Consider the following 19,377-nt stretch of genomic DNA (forward strand, 5'->3'; position numbering starts at 1 on the left):
AAAAAGCTGGTTATTTTATGTTTGTTTTTTCAGCATACAGACCTACATCGCACTCTGGAAAGCAGGGAAATTACAGTATATAAACAGCTCTGTTTTTTCGCCTTCAGAACTAGAAAAATAACGTCAATATGGATAAAGATGCTTATTTTGTGTTTATCACATTTATGATATAATAATCCATCTTGGTAATTATTGCTTTTAAAAGAAAATATATATATTATGTGTATTAGTACGTTTAATACGGATAATACAGTTGGAATAACGCTAGCTTTACTAAGTGATATTTACACAATAACTTTCTCTTTAAACTGAAAAAAATGTAACTTAAATTAACTAAGAAGGTGTAATGTATGTGCGGATTTGTGGGCTGTATGCACGCGCAACCATATAAACAAACAGAGGAAATGCTGGAAAGCTTTAAAAAAATGAATGCTTTAATTACGCATAGAGGACCAGACGATGAAGGTTACTTTATGGAAGACCATATACAGTTTGGCTTTAAGCGTTTAAGTATTATTGACATTGAATGCGGTCATCAGCCTCTTTCCTATGAAAATGAGCGTTATTGGATTATTTTTAACGGCGAGATTTATAATCATGTTGAACTGCGTCAAGAATTAGTAGAAAAAGGGTACCAGTTTGCTACAGAATCAGATACAGAAGTGATTATTGCCCTTTACAGTGACATGAAAGAAAAATCGGTTAAAAGGCTGAGAGGAATGTTTGGCTTTGTAATCTGGGATAAAGTAGAACAAGAGATTTTTGGTGCACGCGACCATTTTGGTATTAAGCCATTTTTCTATCTTGAGCAGGGGGATAAAACATACTTTGCGTCTGAAAAGAAAAGTATTTTGTCTGTCCAAAAAGGCGAATTAGATGCTCAGTCACTGCAGCATTATTTAAGTTTTCAATACGTCCCGGAGCCTGATACGATGACAAAAAACATAAAAAAGCTGGAGCCCGGCCATTTCTTTACGCAAAAACCAGGACAAGCCATGAACATTCAATCCTATTGGAAACCAACATTTCGGCCAATTAAAGCAACGGAAGATCAAATAATTAAAGATATCCGTAATATTTTGATTGATTCCGTTAATGTGCATATGCGCAGCGATGTACCAGTCGGCTCATTTTTATCCGGGGGAATTGATTCTTCCTTTATCGTTTCACTTGCCAAGCAGGTAAATCCGAACTTAAAAACATTTTCTGTCGGCTTTGAACGAAATGGATTCAGTGAAGTTGATGTGGCTAAAGAAACAGCTGAAGCTCTGGATTTAGAGAACATCAGCCATATTATTTCACCGGAGGAATTTGTGCAGGAGCTGCCGAAGATTATCTGGCATATGGATGATCCGCTGGCAGACCCGGCAGCTGTGCCGCTTTACTTTGTAGCGCGAGAAGCAAGAAAGCATGTTAAGGTTGTTCTGTCAGGAGAAGGAGCTGATGAGCTTTTTGGCGGCTATAATATTTATCGCGAGCCAGAATCCCTTCGTGTATTCCAGTCCGTTCCAAGTCCAATAAAAAGTGCACTGAAAACATTAAGCCGCATTCTTCCTGATGGCTTTAGAGGAAAAAGCTTTATTGAGCGCGGAGCTACACCGCTTGAACAGCGTTACATTGGGAACGCGAAGATATTTGAAGAAGCAGAAAAAAGAGTGCTGCTGTCTCAATACAATCCGAATTTAATAAACTATACAGGTGTAACAGCTCCTGTCTATCGTCAATCTGCTGACTATGATGCAGTGACAAAAATGCAAAATATCGACATTCATACATGGCTGCGTGGGGATATTCTTCTAAAAGCAGATAAAATGACGATGGCCAACTCGCTCGAGCTGCGTGTACCGTTTTTGGATCGAAAAGTGTTTGATGTTGCCTCATCCATCGCAACAAATCAAAAAATCAAAAATAACACAACAAAGTATGTATTACGTAAAGCAGCAGAAGGTATTGTGCCGGATCACGTGATAAACCGCAAGAAACTGGGTTTCCCAGTGCCGATCCGTCACTGGCTGAAAGACGAGCTGTATGACTGGGCCGTCAATTTGATTCAAACGAGCGGAACAGATTACTTGTTCAATAAACAGGAAACAATGCGTCTTCTTCAAGAACATGTAAGCAATAAAAAAGACAACAGCCGGAAAATCTGGACCATTCTGGTGTTTATGATCTGGCACCAGATTTACGTAGAAGAAGTATATAATGTAGAGCAGGATTTTGTTATGCAGCCTAAACTGCATCCGGTATATCAATAAATTACGCCATTATAAGTGAGCATCCAGGCTTTTGTCCGGGTGCTTTTTTTCTATAACAGTGTGTTTTAAAAAAAGATATACCAAAACACACTGTTACTCTCTTTGAGTCGTATTACATATTTCTATCTTATTTTAATAGATAAGACATCGGGATGAACCGGATTCCATCCACAATCTGTTCATGGTCGGTATCTATAAAACCAAGACGGCGATAAGCCTCAAGGGCATAAGGAGAAGAGTTAACCGTAATTTCTATTATGTTACTTTTATTTTTGCAGTTTTCTTTCACTGCTTCAAATAGTCTTGTCGCTATACCTTTTCTATGAAATTCTTTGATTACAAACAGCATACAAATGTGGCTAATTCCTCTTGTAGCGATTACGCCTGTTAGAACACTGTTTACTTTACAGCCCCAAAAGACGATCTCTCCTTTCTCAAACTTCTCTTTCATGGAAGGATAAGAAAGGAATTTTTTAAACTCTTCAATACCTTCCTTAGAGTAATCAGGTCCATCAAATTCGAGGAAAACGTTCCATGCTAAATCAAGTGCCTGTTTAATATCATGTTTTTGCAGTTTTATGATCTCCATATACATTCACCTGCCTCATTAAACTAGACGCTCAGCAAGCAATTTTGTAATGCCGAGGGGGATTTGTTGAAAATGGTTAAATTCCAAATGAAAAGACTTCTTTATAAAAGGCAGGGTATTAAAATGTTTTACAGGGGGAAGGGGGGGCCAGAAAAACGCACCGCTCCGTATGGGTTATCTTCCACAATGAAAACCTCATACTGGCTGGCGAGCTCAATCATCTTTTTTCTTCATTCAAGTTTTAACGTTCGCCCTGTTGGATTTTGAAAATCGGGAATGGTGTATATAAATTTAGCTTGCGGGTTTTCCTGAAGCCGTTTCTCTAGTGCTTCCATCATCATACCGTCTTCATCCATCTCCACTTCTACAAAATTGGCATTGTAGACTTTAAAGGCATTAACCGCAGCGAGGTACGTAGGACTTTCACAAATAACAGTATCCCCTTCGTCAAGAAGAAGTCGGCCAGTCAGATCAATAGCCTGCTGGGAACCCGATGTTATCAAGATTTGCTGTAAATTCGCTTGAATACCGATTGCATTCATCCGCTTCATGATTGCCGTTCTAAGCGGGATATATCCTTCTGTTGTGCTGTATTGGAGGGAAGCCGGACCGTCTTCTTCCAATACTGCTTCACATGCCTCTTTTAGTTCCTTAACTGGAAACAATTCTGGAGCCAGGAGTCCTCCTGCAAAGGAAATGACTTCTGGCCGTTCTGTTACCTTCAAGATTTCTCGTGTTTCAGATGATTTAACTAAATCCGCTCTTTTTGCAAATTTACGTTTCATTTCTACGCACTCCACTTGTAATGAAAGACTGGCTGTACCTTTAAAGGTGATAATGCTAATAGTATACATTTGATTACTGTGATGGCATTACTTCCATTCAAAAAAAGATAATGTTTTTTTGAATTTTTAAAAAATAGAAGAGATAAATATGTAATTCCCATAAAATTTGTATGTTGTTTACTTAAAAACCAAATAGTGTATAATAGTGTATAATGGAATCAAACACCAGGGAGATTTTTTATGGACACATTGATTTTGTATATATTTGGATGTATTTATTTAGTTTATGTTGCTTTAAAATAATAATATTTCAGATACGAGCATTTACTTTATTGAGATAATACATAGGAGATTAGTGAAGTAAAATAAAAAAGCTTTACTGTATTTTTACGCGGCAAGGCTTCTAAACTTTTTTAAATCAGATTACCTTTTGACCTGGCAATGATAGGAGAAGAAATTTCAGGTTATGTGACCCGGGAAACGATTATAGTTACCCAACTAAAAGAAGATACAGCTATTATTTTATCCTTTCAGCTTCAACATCACGTGTTCATTCAAAGAAGAGGAAAAGAGCTGTCAAACAGACTTATGCTATTTTGATGTGTGCGGCGGTGGGTGGGAAGCTTAGTACTTACGTTATCCTATTTGAATGATGATATTTCAAAATAATTTATATTAACAAAAAAATACAGTCAGACGGAATGCCTGACTGTGAAATGGTTTCAGTTTGTAGGAGTTAGGATTTGAAACGAACAGTAACAGTATGAACCAGTAAATGAATAGTTATACATCATATTTTATGGTCAATTCATTACCTGAATCTTTTTTAAGTGCAGATAAAACCAGTAGCCGATCAAATAAGGGAAGAAATACGAGACAAAGGTCCAAAAGAGGTTCCATCCATTCCCGTAGATCGCTTTTCCTATCCCAACAAACCACCCTTCAAGCAGGGTTGTAAACAATGTAATAAGGAAAATTATCAAGTAAGGATGTCCATGTTTTTTAATAAAATACACCATGTAGCAGCCCAAAACTGGAAAGATACCTAAATTACAAGGATAGGTAGCAATCGTATTCAGCTCAATAAAAGGATAAACACGCCAGAAACCGAAATACACACCCCATCCATTAACAATAAAGGCCGCCACAGAAGCAAGAGGAGCGATTAACGGGATCAGCTGTTTATCTTTCGGATGAAGGTGCCATAAAGCGATCAGCCAGGGAATAATAAGCAAAGCGATTGAGAAAAACATGTCTCTCCAGCTCCTTTAAATTAAAAAACAACCGTGTATCCCCTATCAAAAACACAATACACAGTCATTAGTTGATTCGCTTGTTAGTGATAACCTGTCCATTTTCCTAAACCACTATACGATGGGAATGAAAAGCAGATTTTACTTGTGTTGATCAAGATTTCAGAGAGACTTTCAAGAATTTTCTTGACGGAGATACCGACTGCGCGTAGGATAGCCATTAACAAAAGATGAGAATTCAATGACGAGAAAGAGTAATGGTGACCACCCAACAACATGAAAACCTTTATGATCGGCAGAAAAGAGATTCGTCTTTCCGTAACCAAATAAAACCAATCAATGCTCTGTTCTTCGGAGAAAAGGGCATTGATTGGTTATTTAATACGCTGTTTTCAGGGAAATCGATGACAAAATGGTGATCCTCTTGCTGAAGCCTTAAAAGTGTATTAAATCATTTTGTAGGTAGAAATGGCGTTTTTTAGCGTTCCTTTTATATTAAGCTGATTAAGCGGAATACCGAGGTTTACCATAGGCAAGGCAAGTTTGGGACCTATCCCGGTAAAAGTTAAGGAAATGCCTATCAAGTCAAGGGAATGTTTCAATTGAAATAATTTATCAGCAGTCATATTGTCAATATGAGGAACTCCCGATAAATCAAGAATCAATTCTTCAATTTTCAAGTCTTTACATTTCGGCAGCACATTTTCTAATAAAATGCTGGCGCGTCCTTCATCTAATTCACCAATTAAAGGAAGAATGGCCACTCGATCAGAAAGAGCTACTACAGGAAAAGAAATTTCATTAAACGCTTTCTGTGCGGCTTTTATGGTTTGGGTATTGTAACGAACATACGAAATACTAAATGTTTGGGCTGTTTGATCTAAAAGTGTATCAATGATGCGATTAACTTTTAAAACAGAGGTAGGCCGCATCTGATCGATATTTACCTTTCTTTCAACGTATTCCCAGATCACTTCACGGTAACACCGTACAGTAAACATTAATTCGTCGATTCCTACTCCGTGCTGAACAGCTCCTTCAGCTGTTTGTGCTGCCCAATCCACTACCTCATCTGTTACATTGTCAGGGCTTTGAGCTAGAATACCTGCACCGATAAATGCAATCAGCTCTGCCCGCCACTTGGTAACAGACTCATCAGAAAGTCCGCTTTCTCGAAAAAAGGAGGCGTATCTATGTTCTAATTTCTGACTAATTTCTACTGATACATCAATGTGATTTTCGCTCAATAAGCGCCCAACTGTTTCAAAAAATATCATAATGACAGGTCACCTTTCTACTTCAACAGATTGATTTTAACCTTGCTCATTGTCAAAATACTACAGATCAAAATGATTCGATAACAGAATATCCAATTAAAAATAAATATAATCCACACATAATTAATGTGTTCAGTTCAAATCATCTTTAATTGCATTCCAAACTTTGAGAAGGCGGTTTAATTTCTCTTCTTCATATAACGATATTTCTTTAAAAAAGTGCTTATTCTTTGAATCATGCAATACGTTGAGCATCCGAATATCTTCATCTAATAAATCTATGTTTTTTAAATCGGAACGACCTAATAAATAGTCAATTGAAACATTAAAAAAATCCGCAAGTTTTTGAAGCGTTTCTGAATCTGGGCTTCGGTTCCCGGTTTCATAGCCGGATATAGAAACCTTTGTGACATTCACTTTTTTTCCTAACTCTTCTTGAGTAAGTTTTTTTTCTTTGCGAAGTTTTTTTAATCTTTCTCCAATCATAACTAAAACACCTCACTCATTGTTTTATTATATGTTAACAATAGGTTAATTTCAAATAACCTGAGTTTAGTGGATCTTTTACAATTATGTTGGACTAGATAGGTAACATATAAAAATAAGCTAACTGTATTGGGTTAACTACCAGTAAATAGAAAGGGAAGAAGTGAACTTAACCTTGAAAATAAGCCAACCGGAAGCACAAAATAAAAACCTCTGAAATCACAGAGGTTTTTATTTTGCTAGTTGATTAGTTCGTCAATGACGGATGCAGCTTCGTCTATATCTTTGTAATAGCCAACTTCACAGGGAAGCTGAAAAGAAACGATTTTTATCATACCGTTAACCTCCAGGCTTACTGAGCCGGCGGGGTGGTTATTCTCTTTTAAAGTATAGGTAATTTTACTGTTTTTATGATGTTGTAAAAAACTCCAACATCAACTTTATACCGTCATAGGACATCTTGTCACCTCTTTTCTTATCAAAGGGAGGTGACTAAGAAAAGCCTAAAAAAATCCTATGAATATCTAGAGGTTCACTATATCACAAATGACGCTTTCTGCTTCTTCTTCATTTTGGGGAATCTCACTTACCATCCGGCAGTTTTACGTTTTTAAGCAGGAAAAAACATAAAAATATAAATCATTTAAAATCAAAAATTTTCACTAATAATTAGTTTTCGTTTATGCTAGGGAAGCAAGATAGATGAAAGGAGGACAAACAAACGATGAAACGATTTTTGTTTGCCTATCGAGTATTGTCAACAGGTACTGAAGGTGAATTTAGTGTAGCGGAGCCAGATGAAGAGACAGCCCATAAATCGATTAAAGCAAGAGTAGCGGATATCGAAATGACGGAGGAAGAGGACATCGAGATCGGCGCACTGTTGAAAGTGTTAGAGCTAAAAGACAATTATTATGAGTGTGAAGGCTGCACCTGATTATTGTTTAAAGAGCAAAAGCAAGTTTGAAAAGCTGAGCCACTTTATGGTTCGGCTTTTTAATATTTAATTATTTCTTGATAGGCGGTAATGAAAATACATGCAAGGGTAGTGAAATACCCCTGCGTGAAAAACATTCGTCCCATACAGGATCACGTTATATTTTAAACAAAAGGCAGGCGTGAAACCGCTGGAAATAGCAAAAGAGTAAGAGCTTTATTAGAAGTTTGGTTTGAATTTGGCTTGCTTGTTTTTATGCACTTACTTTTGCTTTTTGTGTTGATGGCTTAACGTACTTAGTTAGCAGCCAGCGTGAAATAGGTCCTACAATCAGCAGCTGAGATGGAAGCGCCACGATAATGTTCAAACCAACTGTTTTAAGGTAGGCAGTGAAAATGGAACCTTCAATTCCTGTCATTAGCGCCGTTAAAACAAGGCCGTATACTGACATAATCAAAACCATTGAGGGGACCATACATAAAGCAATCGCTAAAATATGATTAATTTCTTTTGATTTATCGTAAGGGAGTGATAGGGCGACTTTACGTGCTTTCGGTTCAACGATTGACTCTGCGATAAAAGCGATGATAAATGTTATCACGAATTGGACTAAGGCACTTCCTATAGTAAATGATGAAAGTCCGTGTAAAAGTGTGTTGTAGGTTGACATAATAAGGACCATTCCGAAGCACATAAACAGTCCGAAAACAATGCCCTCTTTCTTATTACTAGGCAAATAAAAACATCCTTCCTTTGAGTGATAGATGTAATTATATATGCTTAAAAATTTCTTCATAAGTGACATTTTTGTGAACTTTTCTCTAGGTTATATGGCTTTATTTTGTTTTTCACTTGAAAAAGTAGGTTGTACCTGCTTTTCCGAAGGATAACGTTAACAACTGTATATCTTATTCAGCAATCAGTAGGTTTTAAAAAACATGAAGCAGCTTATTTAGTAGTGGATGATACGTCTCAAAACTGGCTAATAAACCCGTCAGTAGAAAAAATTGTTCTGCATATCGTCTATAATTTGTAAAAATGCCATTATTTAAATGATGACACCGTCCTCGGTTCTGCTTAATCAGTTTGCACGCATCCAACCGTATGGATAAAGGTATTTAACCTCTTTTGTGAAATGGTAAGGAAAAAGAAGGTAAAAAACTGAAAACGTATAGACTTACGTTTATTTTTTCGTCCGGAAAAGAGCTTATTCAAGAACTAAAGGCTTGTTCTTATTAAAATTAAAGTGAGTTATGATATCCTGGATTGTGATGGGATGCCAGAAGGACGTCAGATTTATGAACAGGTTGAGATTAATCCAGATCCAAGTGAAAGTGTGAGCGTTTTGGTTAAAGAAGCATTAAGTAAAAAGTTGGCTACGAATAAAAAGAAATTAAAAATTCTGAGCATGACATAAGCGTTAATTTCGTTTTTTAGAGGCATCCTTCGAGGTGCTTTTTTGCTTTAAAGGTTCAAGCAAAAAAGATTCTTTTTATGATGCGAAGGGTAATAATTTGACGGAAAAGGAAATAATAAATGGGATTTAAGCGGCTCTATCCGGCGTACTAAAGGAGATGATGAAATGGAGTCTAAGCCAGATGCATTCAAATCGATGAAGGATAATGAAATTTGCAATGAATTGCCTATACCAATGAGCCCACCAGGACACCAATCAGCAAGTGAAGTATATAAACATTTGAAAAAAAGAGCTGAAGATTTCGATAACAAGCTAGACGGTACTCAAGGGGTGGGTGTGAAACTTATTCCATCCGGACAATCGGTGACCTTTCAAGTAACAGCACTGGGTTATTGTGATCCCAGTTTAATCATTTTTGCCGGGGTAACTGAGAGTGGGCTGGAGGTGCAGTTGATTCAACATGTATCACAGCTTAATTTCTTATTGATGGCTATGCCTCGTCCAAATCCTAAAGAGCCTAAAATTCCACTGGGCTTTATCCAGTAATGCCAGGGTCACTCTAATGAGTGGCTTTTTTGTTAGGGATTTGTGTAAAGGCTGAAGTGACAGACATCAAAATAGAAATTACCCATATGCAGGGTTCCGGACAGCTTATGGATTCTGACGTATAATAGACTGAAAAAGACGGTGATGCGCTATGAAAATTGTGGATGTATCTCATCATCAAGGCACTATTAACTGGACAGCTGCCGCCCAAGAAGTGGATCTGGCCATTTTGCGGGTACAGGATGGTTCCAGTGTTCGAGACCGGAAATACAAGGAAAACGTAATCGGCTGTAAAGCAAATCAAGTTCCGTTTGGCAATTACGCTTTTTGTCGGTTTGCTTCTGTAAATGATGCAAGAAAAGAAGCACAGGATTTTTGGGAACGAGGCGATAAACATGCCGGCTTTTGGGCAGCAGATGTTGAAGTGAAAACAATGAGGGATATGAGAGCGGGGACACAAGCGTTTATGGATGAACTACGCCATCTGGGAGCAAGAAAGGTTGGTCTGTATGTGGGACATCATATGTACAAGCCATTCGGCGCCGATAAGGTGAGAGCTGACTTTGTATGGATTCCCCGCTACAGCACAAAAAAACCGGATTATCCCTGTGATCTATGGCAGTATACGGATAATGGCCGTGTTGCTGGCGTCTCGGGGCCCATTGATTTAAACCGATTAAACAGCGACAAGCCACTTTCATTTTTCCTGAACCCGATCACAGCTGCTTCCACGCCTGGCACATACAGAATCTTTACCGGCACTTTTTCATCTGACGAAAGCGCAGAAGCCGCAGCAATCAAGATGGAAAAGGTAACCGGCTTTAAAACGTTTGCTAAAGAGAAGCGGGTATGGACGGGAACATTTTCAACGAAAGAAGCGGCAGAAGACGGCCGAGATGTAATTTCCCGCAAAGTCGGCATGAACCCTCAAATTCGGCAAGAAGGCAAATAATGCAGTTAAAATCCCTTTGCTTTAAACAAAAGAAAGCCAGGGTAGAGAAGCATGGGTTTGCGTTATTTTTACGAATGAATCGAATCCATAAATAGTTAATTGTGGACTGACTGTGTCGAATAACATTTACAAATTTTATGCAAAAGAAGTGATAAAGCAGTTAAAAGAAGCTGCTGTACGGGCTGAAGATCGTAGCAAATCGCTGTCTGAACAGCAGTGGAAAAAAGATAAGGTACTATTTATTCATGCTAATATAATATAAAAAGGCCGCTGTTTGTACGAAGCGGTCTTTTTTATGTCTATTCTTTTTGGACAAGGTGAAGTAAGTCTGTTAAAAAAGCATGCAGTGCTTTTCCGGGGTTTTCATTTTCATAAATGATCGGGATAATCCCTCTTTCCTTTAAAATCGTTTCTTTGATAGGATTCGGCTCATTCAAGAGAATATACGATTTAGGCCTTAAATGTTCATACTTGGAAATTTTCCACTGGTTATGCAGCTTATAAAGCATATAGCGGATATTAATATCCGAAAGGCTGTAGCCGATAAAAAGCAAAGATTTTTCCAATGAATCTGACCGGAGTTTAATATCCAGCGACGTTTCAAAATCCAGCCTCTTGAAAAAACTGGATTCTGTTAACACAATGGAGGAGTCATCGTCAAAATCACCATGAAATTTTACAATCTGCGTTTTTCCATCTTCAATTTGAGTGATGTCCGCGACATTGGTAATTTTCGTATAAGGCCTTCCGTAATGATCATGCGCCTCTTCGAGCCAGCGGTCAAAGTTGGTTGTATAAATTAAAGGGAAATGCAAGTCAATCAGCATCCGGTGAATTTCTGAGTGTTGAAGCTCAATTTTCGGATTATGCCATTTTCGATCCATCCAGCTTCGCAGTTCACCCAGTGAGCCTTTTTCTAAAAAGTAATACTCAGCCAGCGTTAAAAAGTCACGATCACCCCAGGCTCTAAACTCTTCAGGGTTAAAGCCAAGATTTTCGGCGATTTGTTGAATCATTTCTGAATAATCCGGCAAGCCCAAGTTTTTAGAGACGCCAGACCCGGCAAACAAAATCGCTTTTTTCTTTTTGATTGCAGTGGCTAACTCGTCTATCAATTCTGACGGCTCCTTTCTTCATTGTGACAAATAACGATACTTTATCTTTCCCCTTAAATATATTTTTTAATATAATCTTCTGTAATTTCACGAACTTCTTTGCTTAAGAAAACAAGGGCAATTACATTCGACAACAGCACCAAGTCCGTTAAGCAAAGAGTGGTTCAGCTTTAGGGAATACCGATTAAGCTTAAAAACGCGTCAGAAGAGGAATTAAACAAAGAAGCATTTGCCGGATCTGTACGGAACACCGGGCTTGTTTCTCCTTATCATGCTGTTTTTTTAAGATATTTAAATTGGACAAAACTAGATCTTCTGCCAGCTGCTCTTTCTTTATCTGAAATCGGGGCAGCGATTTTAAATACTCAATCCAGCCTTGTCCATTTCCTCATCTAGACAAGATTTACAATGATAACAACAGTGGACAAAACTGGCGACAGGGCATTGAACCTTCAGTAAAAGGGCATGGTGAAAGTAAAATTGTTGAAGAAATTATGTATCTTGCAAAAAAAAGCTGGGGCAACAAATATACATGTCTTGGTTAAAAACTTTCCCATACAGATGACAAGGCAGTTAAAACAGGTGCTTTTTAGTTAGGCACCTGCTTTTCATGCTCTTTTGGTAGCATAAAAAATGCTGGTTCTTATTAACCTAGTAAGAACGGGCTTTTTTTTATATAATAAATGCACATTGCTTATAAACGTAATGCTAATTCGTGACTAAAGTCATCTTTACTATAAAGAAAACGACCCGATATTTAATACTAGGATAATGTTTACTTTAAATAGATTTTTATTGCAAATTTTTTTGTGAAACAAACATTAAATACATCTGTTAAAGTATGTAATCGAGAAAAAGGGGAAGCCATCGTGAGTTCATTTTTAACATTTTCGGCTTATATTACTGACAACGTGGAAGTATTAGCAAACGAGGTTGTGGAACAAGTGATCGCAAAGCTGGAACTGACGATTCCAGACTGGGAAAAAGAGCAGGCACGCACCATGTACCTTGATTTTTTACAGTTTTTTGGAGATTCCTTTATAAAAGAAGAAAAATGCATCCCTGATTTCTTTATAAAGTGGAGTCGAAAAAATGCAGATATGCAAACTTCTTCAGGGGGCAGGGTTTCCGTTATAGCTGTCCGGTATCCTCCAACAAGGGAAGTGTTAACCGATATGTTCACAGAAATTGGACAGCATCTTCAGTTGTCCTTGGAACAAATCGTTTTGATCATTAAGCGTATTAATCAAATGCTGGACAGCAGCTTAAACGAAACTATTTTTGCATTTGAACAGCTGTATGAGGAAAAGAAAGAGCAAGCAAAAAAAGAAATGGCTGCCCTATCCGCGCCTATTATCCCTATAAAGAAGGGAATTGTGATTCTTCCTCTGATAGGAGAAATGGATGCTTACCGGGCCAACTATATACTAGAGCATGTTTTCCCTAAGCTGTCAGCCATGGAGATCGATCATCTTATTGTCGATTTTTCTGGTCTCTCTCAAATTGATGTCGAGATGGCCACTTACCTTCAGCAGCTGGGCATGATGCTCAAGTTAGTGGGTATTCATCTGATTACATCCGGCCTGCGTCCTGATTTAGCTCAAATTGTGGTGAAAAGTGGGATTGAACTTTCTGGTACAGATACGTTTTCTACTGTAAAAAGAGCGTTAGAGAGCCTAGATTAATCGTATGTAATATAGAAAAAAACCGGTACGTCTCCTTGCAAAGGAAAAGGAGGCGCATCGGTTTTTTATATGCTTCTTTACTGTTTACTGCATGGTTTTATGCAGAATCATAAAGCTCTGCGGCTGAATGGTGACAGTCTTCTCATTGTGTGTTTCTTCCGTCCACACATTTTGAGCATTCATAAAGACATCCGGCACATCAGCTTGTATCGGTGTATCACTTGAATTAATCAAAAATAGAAGTTTCTCTTGTTCATTTTCGCGCGTGTAGCTGATCAGCTCTGGATGGATATCTGCAAATGCAAAGCTGCCACCGTTTCCAAAAGCGGGGATCTGTTTACGCAGGGCAATCACTTTTTGGATAAAAGCCCGTAGATCGCGGTCCTGCTTGTCTTCTTCCCATACCATACACTTGCGGCAGTCCGGATCCGGACCGCCTGTTAAGCCGATTTCATCGCCGTAATAAATACATGGAGACCCGGGAGAAGATAGGGCAAACAAATAAGACAGCTTGACGCTTTCTTTATTGTCATATGCAACGGTTAATAGCCTTGGCGTATCATGGCTCCCTAACAGGTTGAAGGCAACTTCATTGATGGGAATCGGATAAGAATGATAAACATGGGTAATTTCCTGCTTAAACTGTTCGGCTGTCATCTTTCTTTGGGCGAAAAAGTCTACGATCGCATGAACAAAACGATAATTCATGGCCGCATCAAATTGGTCTCCTTGAAGCCAAGGCAGAGCATCATGCCAGATTTCACCCAGAATGTAGACATCCGGTTTTATCGCTTTGACCGTCCGGCGAAATTCCCGCCAAAACGCATGATCAACTTCATCAGCCACATCCAGTCTCCAGCCATCTATGTCAAAGTTCTTCACCCAATGTGAGGCAACATTTAACAAATAGTCTTTTACTTCTGGATTTTCAGTATTAAGCTTTGGCATGTTTTTTTCAAAGCTAAAAGTTTCATAATTTAACTTGTCACCTTCCTGCAGCGGAAATTTTCGAATGTGGAACCAGTCTTTATATTTCGATGCTTCACCTTTTTCAAGTACATCCTGGAACGGGCCAAAAAAGTAGCCGCTATGATTAAATACGGCATCAAGCATGACTTTAATACCTCTTTGATGACATTCATCGATAAGCTTTTTCAGCATAGCTTCGTCGCCAAATTGTGGATCGATTTGAAGGTAGTCGATGGTATCATATTTATGGTTTGTATTTGCTTTAAAAATAGGAGTGAAGTAAATACCGGTAATGCCGAGATCCTGCAGGTAATCCAGGTGGTCAATGACTCCCTGGAAGTCGCCGCCAAAGTAGTTATCAAGCTCCGGTTTGCCTCCCCACGGCTGTGTATTGGGAGGATCCAGACGTGGATTGCCGTTGCCGAACCGTTCCGGGAAAATCTGATACCAGACCGTATCTTTTACCCAGCTGGGCGCGGTAAAAACATCGGCCGGGTTAATATATGGGAAGTTAAAGTAATTCGCTGTTTTTTCCGGCGCTTGGTCGAAAAAGCCGCGCTCTGTGTAATAAATAGTCTCGTCCTCGCTGACACATTTAAATCCGTAAAGGAGGCGGCGGTGAGCAGGCTTTATCTCTGCCATCCAGTAATCAAACAGCATATCTGAGCCAGCCAAAATCATGTCTTCTTCGTCATATACCCATATACCGTTCTTAAGTACGTAGGAATCTCCGTGAAGCAGTGATACATGCGTAAGGTCGCCTTTCTTGGAGCGCAGGCGGATATGAACAGTATCCTGGTCATAAGAATAAGCAAAATTGTTTTTAGGACGGTGATAAATGGCTTCCTTTAACATATAAAAATTCCTCCATAGACAGTTATGTATTCAGGTAGTGTGAGCTGTTTCACTCAATTTTATCTAGCCTTTTCCCTTCCCTTATTTCTTTTAATCCTTTTCTGCAAAAAAAAACCGGTGTATCGCCAATGTTTTAAACTTTTTAGCCAAGGAGACATGAATAAATAGAAGAGCATGATACAATAGAAGAGAAGCCTTGCAGAAAAAAATTCTATTTATTTAATTTTTTTCCTTTTTTCCTTTATTAAGATAATGGAGAAATGGAGAACAGATCAAACAGAGAAAAACAGCAGGGAGAGTTAAAAGGAGGGAAACATAATGGAGGTTGTATTTTTCCTCGTGATTGCAGCCATTATAGCCAGCGTCATTATTAACAAGGCCAGCGGAAAAAACAAGCCTGGCAGGCGATCCGGCCAGAAAGCAAGAAATTACAAGAGACCGGCAATAGACAAGCCGCTTTCTTCTGAACTGGAACAGACACTTGGCTTAAAAATGTCGGAAGCAAAGCCGTTAGCTGAAAAACTGGAGCATGCCTGGAATCCAAGTCTCGAAGCGACCGTAAAAGCGCGGTTGATCGAAAAAGGAAGGGTGTCCGAGCAGTCGTTTTCATGGTACCAGCTTGAATTAAAGCGGTTTTTCATTCTTTCTGCCATCATGAAAAATGTACCGATGTACAGCGCAAAGGTCGATGCCATTTGGCATGATATGATTTTGTTTACGAAGGATTATGCGGCTTTTTGCGAGCAATTTCATGGTACAATGATTCATCATACTCCAACTGACAAAGCTAAAGTAACAAAGGGAGCATCACAGCATGAGCGGGCTATTTTTGAATTGGTATATTCAGTTTTATTTACAGAGCATGATTACACTGAAACCATTCAAGGCCTATTTGGAAAAACACTGCTTCGCAAATCCTTTGTAGAGAAATGGCAGAAAGCAAAAGGAAAGGAGCGGGAAACATATCTTCAACAAGAGCTGTTTGAAGTAGCGCCAGAAGAATATGAGCCTCTTATCCATGCTTTAATCAAAAAGCTTGCAGAGCTTCTTGAAGAAGCAGAAGAACACGTTGACCGCCGTCAAAAAATGCGGTCTAAAACGATTATGGCGAACCGACCAGAGGATCAAACGCCTGTTTTGCTGCTGTCTTATTCGATCCTGGCCCTACATGAGCCTATACCGGAAGACAATAACTACATGAGTTCAGGCGGTTATTACGATAGTGATGACCGTGACGAGCGTTATGATCATCATGACTCCGGGAATGATTCTTCTCACTCCTGCTCTTCTGACAGCGGAAGCGGATCCAGCTGTTCTTCAAGCAGCTGTGGTGGAGGCTCCTAAACGAAGACAGGGATGTAGTCAATATATATTGAAAAGCAGGGGACCCTGGTATGGGTACCTGCTTTTTTATGCAATAAACAAATTTATCCATACTTATATAGACAATAGATGTTTAAATGAAAGCAAATAAGGAAGAAAAAAGTATACTATTTTCTAAAACTCTTCGATTCACATAAAAGGAGCTTAAAAAATCTTAAAAGGAGGAAACTGCGATGACAAAGCAGCTATTCATAGATACAGACACAAAGAAAACGATTGAAGATTATTTGCAGCACATCACTCATCCAATCGCTGTACGCTGGGCACTAGCCTGTGCGGAACATGTCATTGATCATTATGAACAAAAATCTCCACATGATGAGCGGCCGAGAGAAGCGATTAAATCAGGATACGCATGGCTCCAGGGAACAATGAGTACCAAAGAAGTCCGCCAGGCTTCATTTGCAGCTCATGCCGCGGCTCGTCAAACAGATGATGAGGCAGCGACTGCTGCCGCCCGTGCAGCAGGTCAGGCGGTCGCAACCGTCCATGTATTCGGCCATGCGATCCATGCATCTACTTACGCAGTAAAGGCCATTGCCTATGCAACCCATTTTGACGCGGAAGCGGTGGCTGATGAACGAGCCTGGCAGTATCAGCATTTACTAGATTTAGAGAAAGAGATGTAAGTTGCTTTGCGCTTCTTTAAAAGAAGCGCTTTGTTTTTTCGTTTAACCTGTATAATAGGGGAAAGGAGGCGGGGAAAGATGAACAAAACAACAGAAGCTGTTCAGTGGTCCACAGTCGACTATGAACATGGGTCGCTTTATATAGCCAAAACAGGGAAAGGGCTTTGTTATGTAGGATCACCGGGACAGACGCTTGACGAGCTAGAAACATGGGTAAATAAACGGTTCACAACGGCTGTTCTTACGGAAGATCACAGTGCTTTAAAACCTTACAAGGATGAGCTGTACGCTTATTTTGCCGGAACGAGCCGTACTTTTCATTTGCCTGCTGATGTAAGGGGGACACCTTTTCAGCTGCAAATATGGGAAGCGCTCAAGCAGATTCCTTATGGAGAAACCTATTCATATTCGGATATTGCCAAGCTTGCTGGAAAGCCGGCTGCCGTCCGGGCAGTAGGAGCCGCGATTGGCGCAAACCCCGTGTTGATTACCATTCCATGCCACCGGGTGATCGGAAAAAACGGGGCGCTGACCGGCTACAGGGGCGGTCTGGAGTTGAAGCAATACTTACTTCAATTAGAAGCAAAATATGCAGGAGCCCGCCTTTAAAGCTACCGAGGCGGGGGCTCCCTCAGAATGCAGGTACGTTCCATTCCTAGAACTCAATGTCTTATCTTTCACTTATTTATTCAACGTTTAACGCTCTTTACGTTTTTCTCCCAACTCTTTCAGCGCTTTACGTGCTTTTTCCTGCTCAGGGTTTGTATAAAGCGCAGCGGTCGAAGTCGTACTGTGACCAAGCTGCATCATAAGCAGATGAATATCATTTGTTTCTTCCATTAAATTTGTACCAAACGTATGGCGCAGTTTATGCGGTGACATGGATTTATTAGACATAAACGCTTTCGTGTACTTTTTCACCAATGCTTCAATCGTACGGTTGGAAAGAGGCTGGGGCTCATTTTTAACCTTTGTTAAAAATACAAACTCATAATCTTCACCAGTGGCATTATACCGTTGATTACGGATAGCGAGATAGTCTTTTACGTCATCCATTGCCTGGGGAACAACTGCGACAGTATCCCGCTTATTACCTTTACGAAGAACACTAATTTGTCCCATTTCAAAGTCCATGTCCCGTAAGCGGAGATTGGACAGCTCATTGACCCGAATCCCGCTTCCAAGAAACAGTGAAAGAATGGCGATATCCCGTTCCTTGTCCCGTTTGAAATAAACAACTTTACGGGAATCTGCAGGCAATTCTTGTTCATAGTCGTTTTTTAAGAATTCCAGGAAACGAATATCGTCATCCTGATGAAAAATCTTGGTTGCAATACGCGCAGCGCGGGCATTGAGCGTTTCTTTTACCTTGGTCACTTCAATTTTCAGCATTACATTACGGTGGAAGTAAGGTTCGCCGTCTTCATTTTCCGTCTGGGTTGTTAAATACTTAAAGAGAGAGCGAAGTGCTGAGATCTTACGATTAATCGAGACTTTTTCTGATTTTTTGGTATCCTGTTTATTCACTTGAATATCTCGGCGCTCTAGAAAGCGGATAAACCCCTGAGCTTCAATTAATTTAAGGTTTTCAAGTACGCTCATGGGTATGTCTTTTATTTCCCTGGCATTTGTAATGCCTTCTGCCATAAGCCATTCAAAAAACAACTTATAATCATGCACATAATTTAAAAGAGTAGAAGGAGACCGACTGCCAAGCTTCTGGTCCACATATTCCACCACATAAAATGGCATAAGCTTCATTAATTCTTCTAATTTTTTTTCATGCAATTGGTGCTGACGTGTATTAGCCATTTTTCAAACCTCTTTCGGTTAATTTCAACTTTGCGTAAAATTCAATTTTTAAGAAAAGATAGGATAGATTCATTATATCGAATCCGTTTGGTAAATTCAGCTTTTCAGGCAAATATTTTTAATTATTTAAGCTAAATTGATTTTATTTTAAATGGTTTATACATTATTTATTTACATTCAGCCGGCTGCGTGCTGCAAATTATGCATAAAATGCTTCAGAAATCTTAAAAAATCCGTTTTTAATCATGTTCTTATTATTTTAACGATTCTCACTTAACCAAAACATTCGTTCGTAAAAAGACAATCAGAAAAACTTGATTTAAACATGAATTTGTAAATTAAATCGCTGGATGCTCATGTTAGAATCAAGTATCATTTTTCTGCAGAAAAATGATTATTTTGTATCACAATCGTGTTCAGCCGGTTCTCTAC

18 protein-coding genes are annotated in these 19,377 nt (G+C 39.1%); 9 read left to right on the forward strand and 9 right to left on the reverse strand.

Going from position 1 to position 19,377, the window contains the following annotated elements; all coding sequences use genetic code 11:
* Positions 1-350: 350 nt before the first annotated feature.
* Positions 351-2,255 (forward strand): asparagine synthase (glutamine-hydrolyzing), encoded by a 1,905-nt coding sequence (gene asnB, locus VP97_RS22115; RefSeq protein WP_050184325.1) that lies wholly within the window; start codon positions 351-353, stop codon positions 2,253-2,255.
* 127 nt (positions 2,256-2,382) lie between these two features.
* Here the strand turns inward: asnB and VP97_RS22120 are convergent, their stop codons facing one another.
* The 5 genes from VP97_RS22120 to VP97_RS22140 all read right to left on the reverse strand — a co-directional run bounded on the left by VP97_RS22120 (position 2,383) and on the right by VP97_RS22140 (position 6,645).
* Entirely contained in the window at positions 2,383-2,850 is a 468-nt protein-coding gene (locus VP97_RS22120) for a GNAT family N-acetyltransferase (RefSeq protein WP_050184326.1), read from the reverse strand.
* Between the two features lie 224 nt (positions 2,851-3,074).
* Positions 3,075-3,629 carry an aminotransferase class I/II-fold pyridoxal phosphate-dependent enzyme gene (locus VP97_RS22125; protein WP_245629963.1) on the reverse strand — a complete coding sequence of 185 codons (555 nt, stop codon included), beginning with the start codon at positions 3,627-3,629 and terminating at the stop codon, positions 3,075-3,077.
* Between the two features lie 803 nt (positions 3,630-4,432).
* The gene (locus tag VP97_RS22130; protein ID WP_050184327.1) at positions 4,433-4,882 is read right to left on the reverse strand and encodes a CBO0543 family protein; all 450 of its coding nucleotides are present in this window, start codon (positions 4,880-4,882) and stop codon (positions 4,433-4,435) included.
* 446 nt (positions 4,883-5,328) lie between these two features.
* Positions 5,329-6,159 carry an STAS domain-containing protein gene (locus VP97_RS22135; protein WP_050184328.1) on the reverse strand — a complete coding sequence of 277 codons (831 nt, stop codon included), beginning with the start codon at positions 6,157-6,159 and terminating at the stop codon, positions 5,329-5,331.
* A gap of 132 nt (positions 6,160-6,291) precedes the next feature.
* Positions 6,292-6,645 (reverse strand): helix-turn-helix domain-containing protein, encoded by a 354-nt coding sequence (locus tag VP97_RS22140; RefSeq protein WP_050184329.1) that lies wholly within the window; start codon positions 6,643-6,645, stop codon positions 6,292-6,294.
* Positions 6,646-7,369: 724 nt separating this feature from the next.
* Between VP97_RS22140 and VP97_RS22145 the strand changes: the two genes are divergently transcribed.
* On the forward strand, positions 7,370-7,582 hold the full coding sequence (locus tag VP97_RS22145) for a hypothetical protein (protein WP_050184330.1): 213 nt from the start codon (positions 7,370-7,372) through the stop codon (positions 7,580-7,582).
* Between the two features lie 253 nt (positions 7,583-7,835).
* Here the strand turns inward: VP97_RS22145 and VP97_RS22150 are convergent, their stop codons facing one another.
* Positions 7,836-8,318: a DUF2798 domain-containing protein gene (locus VP97_RS22150; protein WP_050184331.1), complete on the reverse strand. Its 483-nt coding sequence runs from the start codon at positions 8,316-8,318 to the stop codon at positions 7,836-7,838.
* A 540-nt stretch (positions 8,319-8,858) separates the two neighbouring features.
* Between VP97_RS22150 and VP97_RS24120 the strand changes: the two genes are divergently transcribed.
* From VP97_RS24120 to VP97_RS22160, 3 genes are all read left to right on the forward strand, one after another.
* Positions 8,859-8,999 (forward strand): hypothetical protein, encoded by a 141-nt coding sequence (locus tag VP97_RS24120; protein WP_156153599.1) that lies wholly within the window; start codon positions 8,859-8,861, stop codon positions 8,997-8,999.
* 165 nt (positions 9,000-9,164) lie between these two features.
* Positions 9,165-9,545, forward strand: a complete 381-nt coding sequence (locus VP97_RS22155; RefSeq protein WP_050184332.1) for a DUF6173 family protein — start codon at positions 9,165-9,167, stop codon at positions 9,543-9,545.
* A 151-nt stretch (positions 9,546-9,696) separates the two neighbouring features.
* Positions 9,697-10,497, forward strand: a complete 801-nt coding sequence (locus VP97_RS22160) for a GH25 family lysozyme (protein ID WP_050184333.1) — start codon at positions 9,697-9,699, stop codon at positions 10,495-10,497.
* Positions 10,498-10,796: 299 nt separating this feature from the next.
* Here VP97_RS22160 and VP97_RS22165 read toward each other — a convergent pair whose 3' ends face one another.
* A complete protein-coding gene (locus VP97_RS22165) occupies positions 10,797-11,612 on the reverse strand; it encodes an SIR2 family protein (RefSeq protein WP_216594945.1) in 816 nt (271 codons plus the stop codon).
* Positions 11,613-12,481: 869 nt separating this feature from the next.
* On the opposite strand from VP97_RS22165, the gene VP97_RS22170 reads away from it, so the two are divergent.
* Positions 12,482-13,297: an STAS domain-containing protein gene (locus VP97_RS22170; RefSeq protein ID WP_050184334.1), complete on the forward strand. Its 816-nt coding sequence runs from the start codon at positions 12,482-12,484 to the stop codon at positions 13,295-13,297.
* Positions 13,298-13,381: 84 nt separating this feature from the next.
* Here VP97_RS22170 and VP97_RS22175 read toward each other — a convergent pair whose 3' ends face one another.
* A complete protein-coding gene (locus VP97_RS22175) occupies positions 13,382-15,121 on the reverse strand; it encodes a glycoside hydrolase family 13 protein (protein ID WP_050184335.1) in 1,740 nt (579 codons plus the stop codon).
* A gap of 318 nt (positions 15,122-15,439) precedes the next feature.
* On the opposite strand from VP97_RS22175, the gene VP97_RS22180 reads away from it, so the two are divergent.
* The 3 genes from VP97_RS22180 (at position 15,440) to VP97_RS22190 (ending at position 17,742) form a co-directional block, all read left to right on the forward strand.
* A complete protein-coding gene (locus tag VP97_RS22180) occupies positions 15,440-16,465 on the forward strand; it encodes a glycine-rich domain-containing protein (protein WP_050184336.1) in 1,026 nt (341 codons plus the stop codon).
* A 212-nt stretch (positions 16,466-16,677) separates the two neighbouring features.
* Complete coding sequence (locus tag VP97_RS22185) at positions 16,678-17,133, forward strand: putative immunity protein (protein ID WP_216594946.1); 456 nt, start codon at positions 16,678-16,680, stop codon at positions 17,131-17,133.
* A gap of 78 nt (positions 17,134-17,211) precedes the next feature.
* A complete protein-coding gene (locus tag VP97_RS22190; RefSeq protein WP_050184337.1) occupies positions 17,212-17,742 on the forward strand; it encodes a methylated-DNA--[protein]-cysteine S-methyltransferase in 531 nt (176 codons plus the stop codon).
* 87 nt (positions 17,743-17,829) lie between these two features.
* Here VP97_RS22190 and xerS read toward each other — a convergent pair whose 3' ends face one another.
* The gene (xerS, locus tag VP97_RS22195) at positions 17,830-18,945 is read right to left on the reverse strand and encodes a tyrosine recombinase XerS (RefSeq protein ID WP_050184338.1); all 1,116 of its coding nucleotides are present in this window, start codon (positions 18,943-18,945) and stop codon (positions 17,830-17,832) included.
* Between the last annotated feature and the right edge of the window lie 432 nt (positions 18,946-19,377).

The organism is Domibacillus robiginosus (genome assembly GCF_000966195.1).
Classification (GTDB): Bacteria; Bacillota; Bacilli; order Bacillales; family Domibacillaceae; genus Domibacillus; species Domibacillus robiginosus.

Excerpts from the sequence above, each read along its gene's own strand:
- asnB (WP_050184325.1), top strand. The coding sequence starts at position 351 with ATGTGCGGATTTGTGGGCTGTATGCACGCGCAACCATATAAACAAACA.
- VP97_RS22120 (WP_050184326.1), bottom strand. The coding sequence starts at position 2,850 with ATGTATATGGAGATCATAAAACTGCAAAAACATGATATTAAACAGGCA.
- VP97_RS22125 (WP_245629963.1), bottom strand. The coding sequence starts at position 3,629 with ATGAAACGTAAATTTGCAAAAAGAGCGGATTTAGTTAAATCATCTGAA.
- VP97_RS22130 (WP_050184327.1), bottom strand. The coding sequence starts at position 4,882 with ATGTTTTTCTCAATCGCTTTGCTTATTATTCCCTGGCTGATCGCTTTA.
- VP97_RS22135 (WP_050184328.1), bottom strand. The coding sequence starts at position 6,159 with ATGATATTTTTTGAAACAGTTGGGCGCTTATTGAGCGAAAATCACATT.
- VP97_RS22140 (WP_050184329.1), bottom strand. The coding sequence starts at position 6,645 with ATGATTGGAGAAAGATTAAAAAAACTTCGCAAAGAAAAAAAACTTACT.
- VP97_RS22145 (WP_050184330.1), top strand. The coding sequence starts at position 7,370 with ATGAAACGATTTTTGTTTGCCTATCGAGTATTGTCAACAGGTACTGAA.
- VP97_RS24120 (WP_156153599.1), top strand. The coding sequence starts at position 8,859 with ATGCCAGAAGGACGTCAGATTTATGAACAGGTTGAGATTAATCCAGAT.
- VP97_RS22155 (WP_050184332.1), top strand. The coding sequence starts at position 9,165 with ATGGAGTCTAAGCCAGATGCATTCAAATCGATGAAGGATAATGAAATT.
- VP97_RS22160 (WP_050184333.1), top strand. The coding sequence starts at position 9,697 with ATGAAAATTGTGGATGTATCTCATCATCAAGGCACTATTAACTGGACA.
- VP97_RS22175 (WP_050184335.1), bottom strand. The coding sequence starts at position 15,121 with ATGTTAAAGGAAGCCATTTATCACCGTCCTAAAAACAATTTTGCTTAT.
- VP97_RS22180 (WP_050184336.1), top strand. The coding sequence starts at position 15,440 with ATGGAGGTTGTATTTTTCCTCGTGATTGCAGCCATTATAGCCAGCGTC.
- VP97_RS22185 (WP_216594946.1), top strand. The coding sequence starts at position 16,678 with ATGACAAAGCAGCTATTCATAGATACAGACACAAAGAAAACGATTGAA.
- VP97_RS22190 (WP_050184337.1), top strand. The coding sequence starts at position 17,212 with ATGAACAAAACAACAGAAGCTGTTCAGTGGTCCACAGTCGACTATGAA.
- xerS (WP_050184338.1), bottom strand. The coding sequence starts at position 18,945 with ATGGCTAATACACGTCAGCACCAATTGCATGAAAAAAAATTAGAAGAA.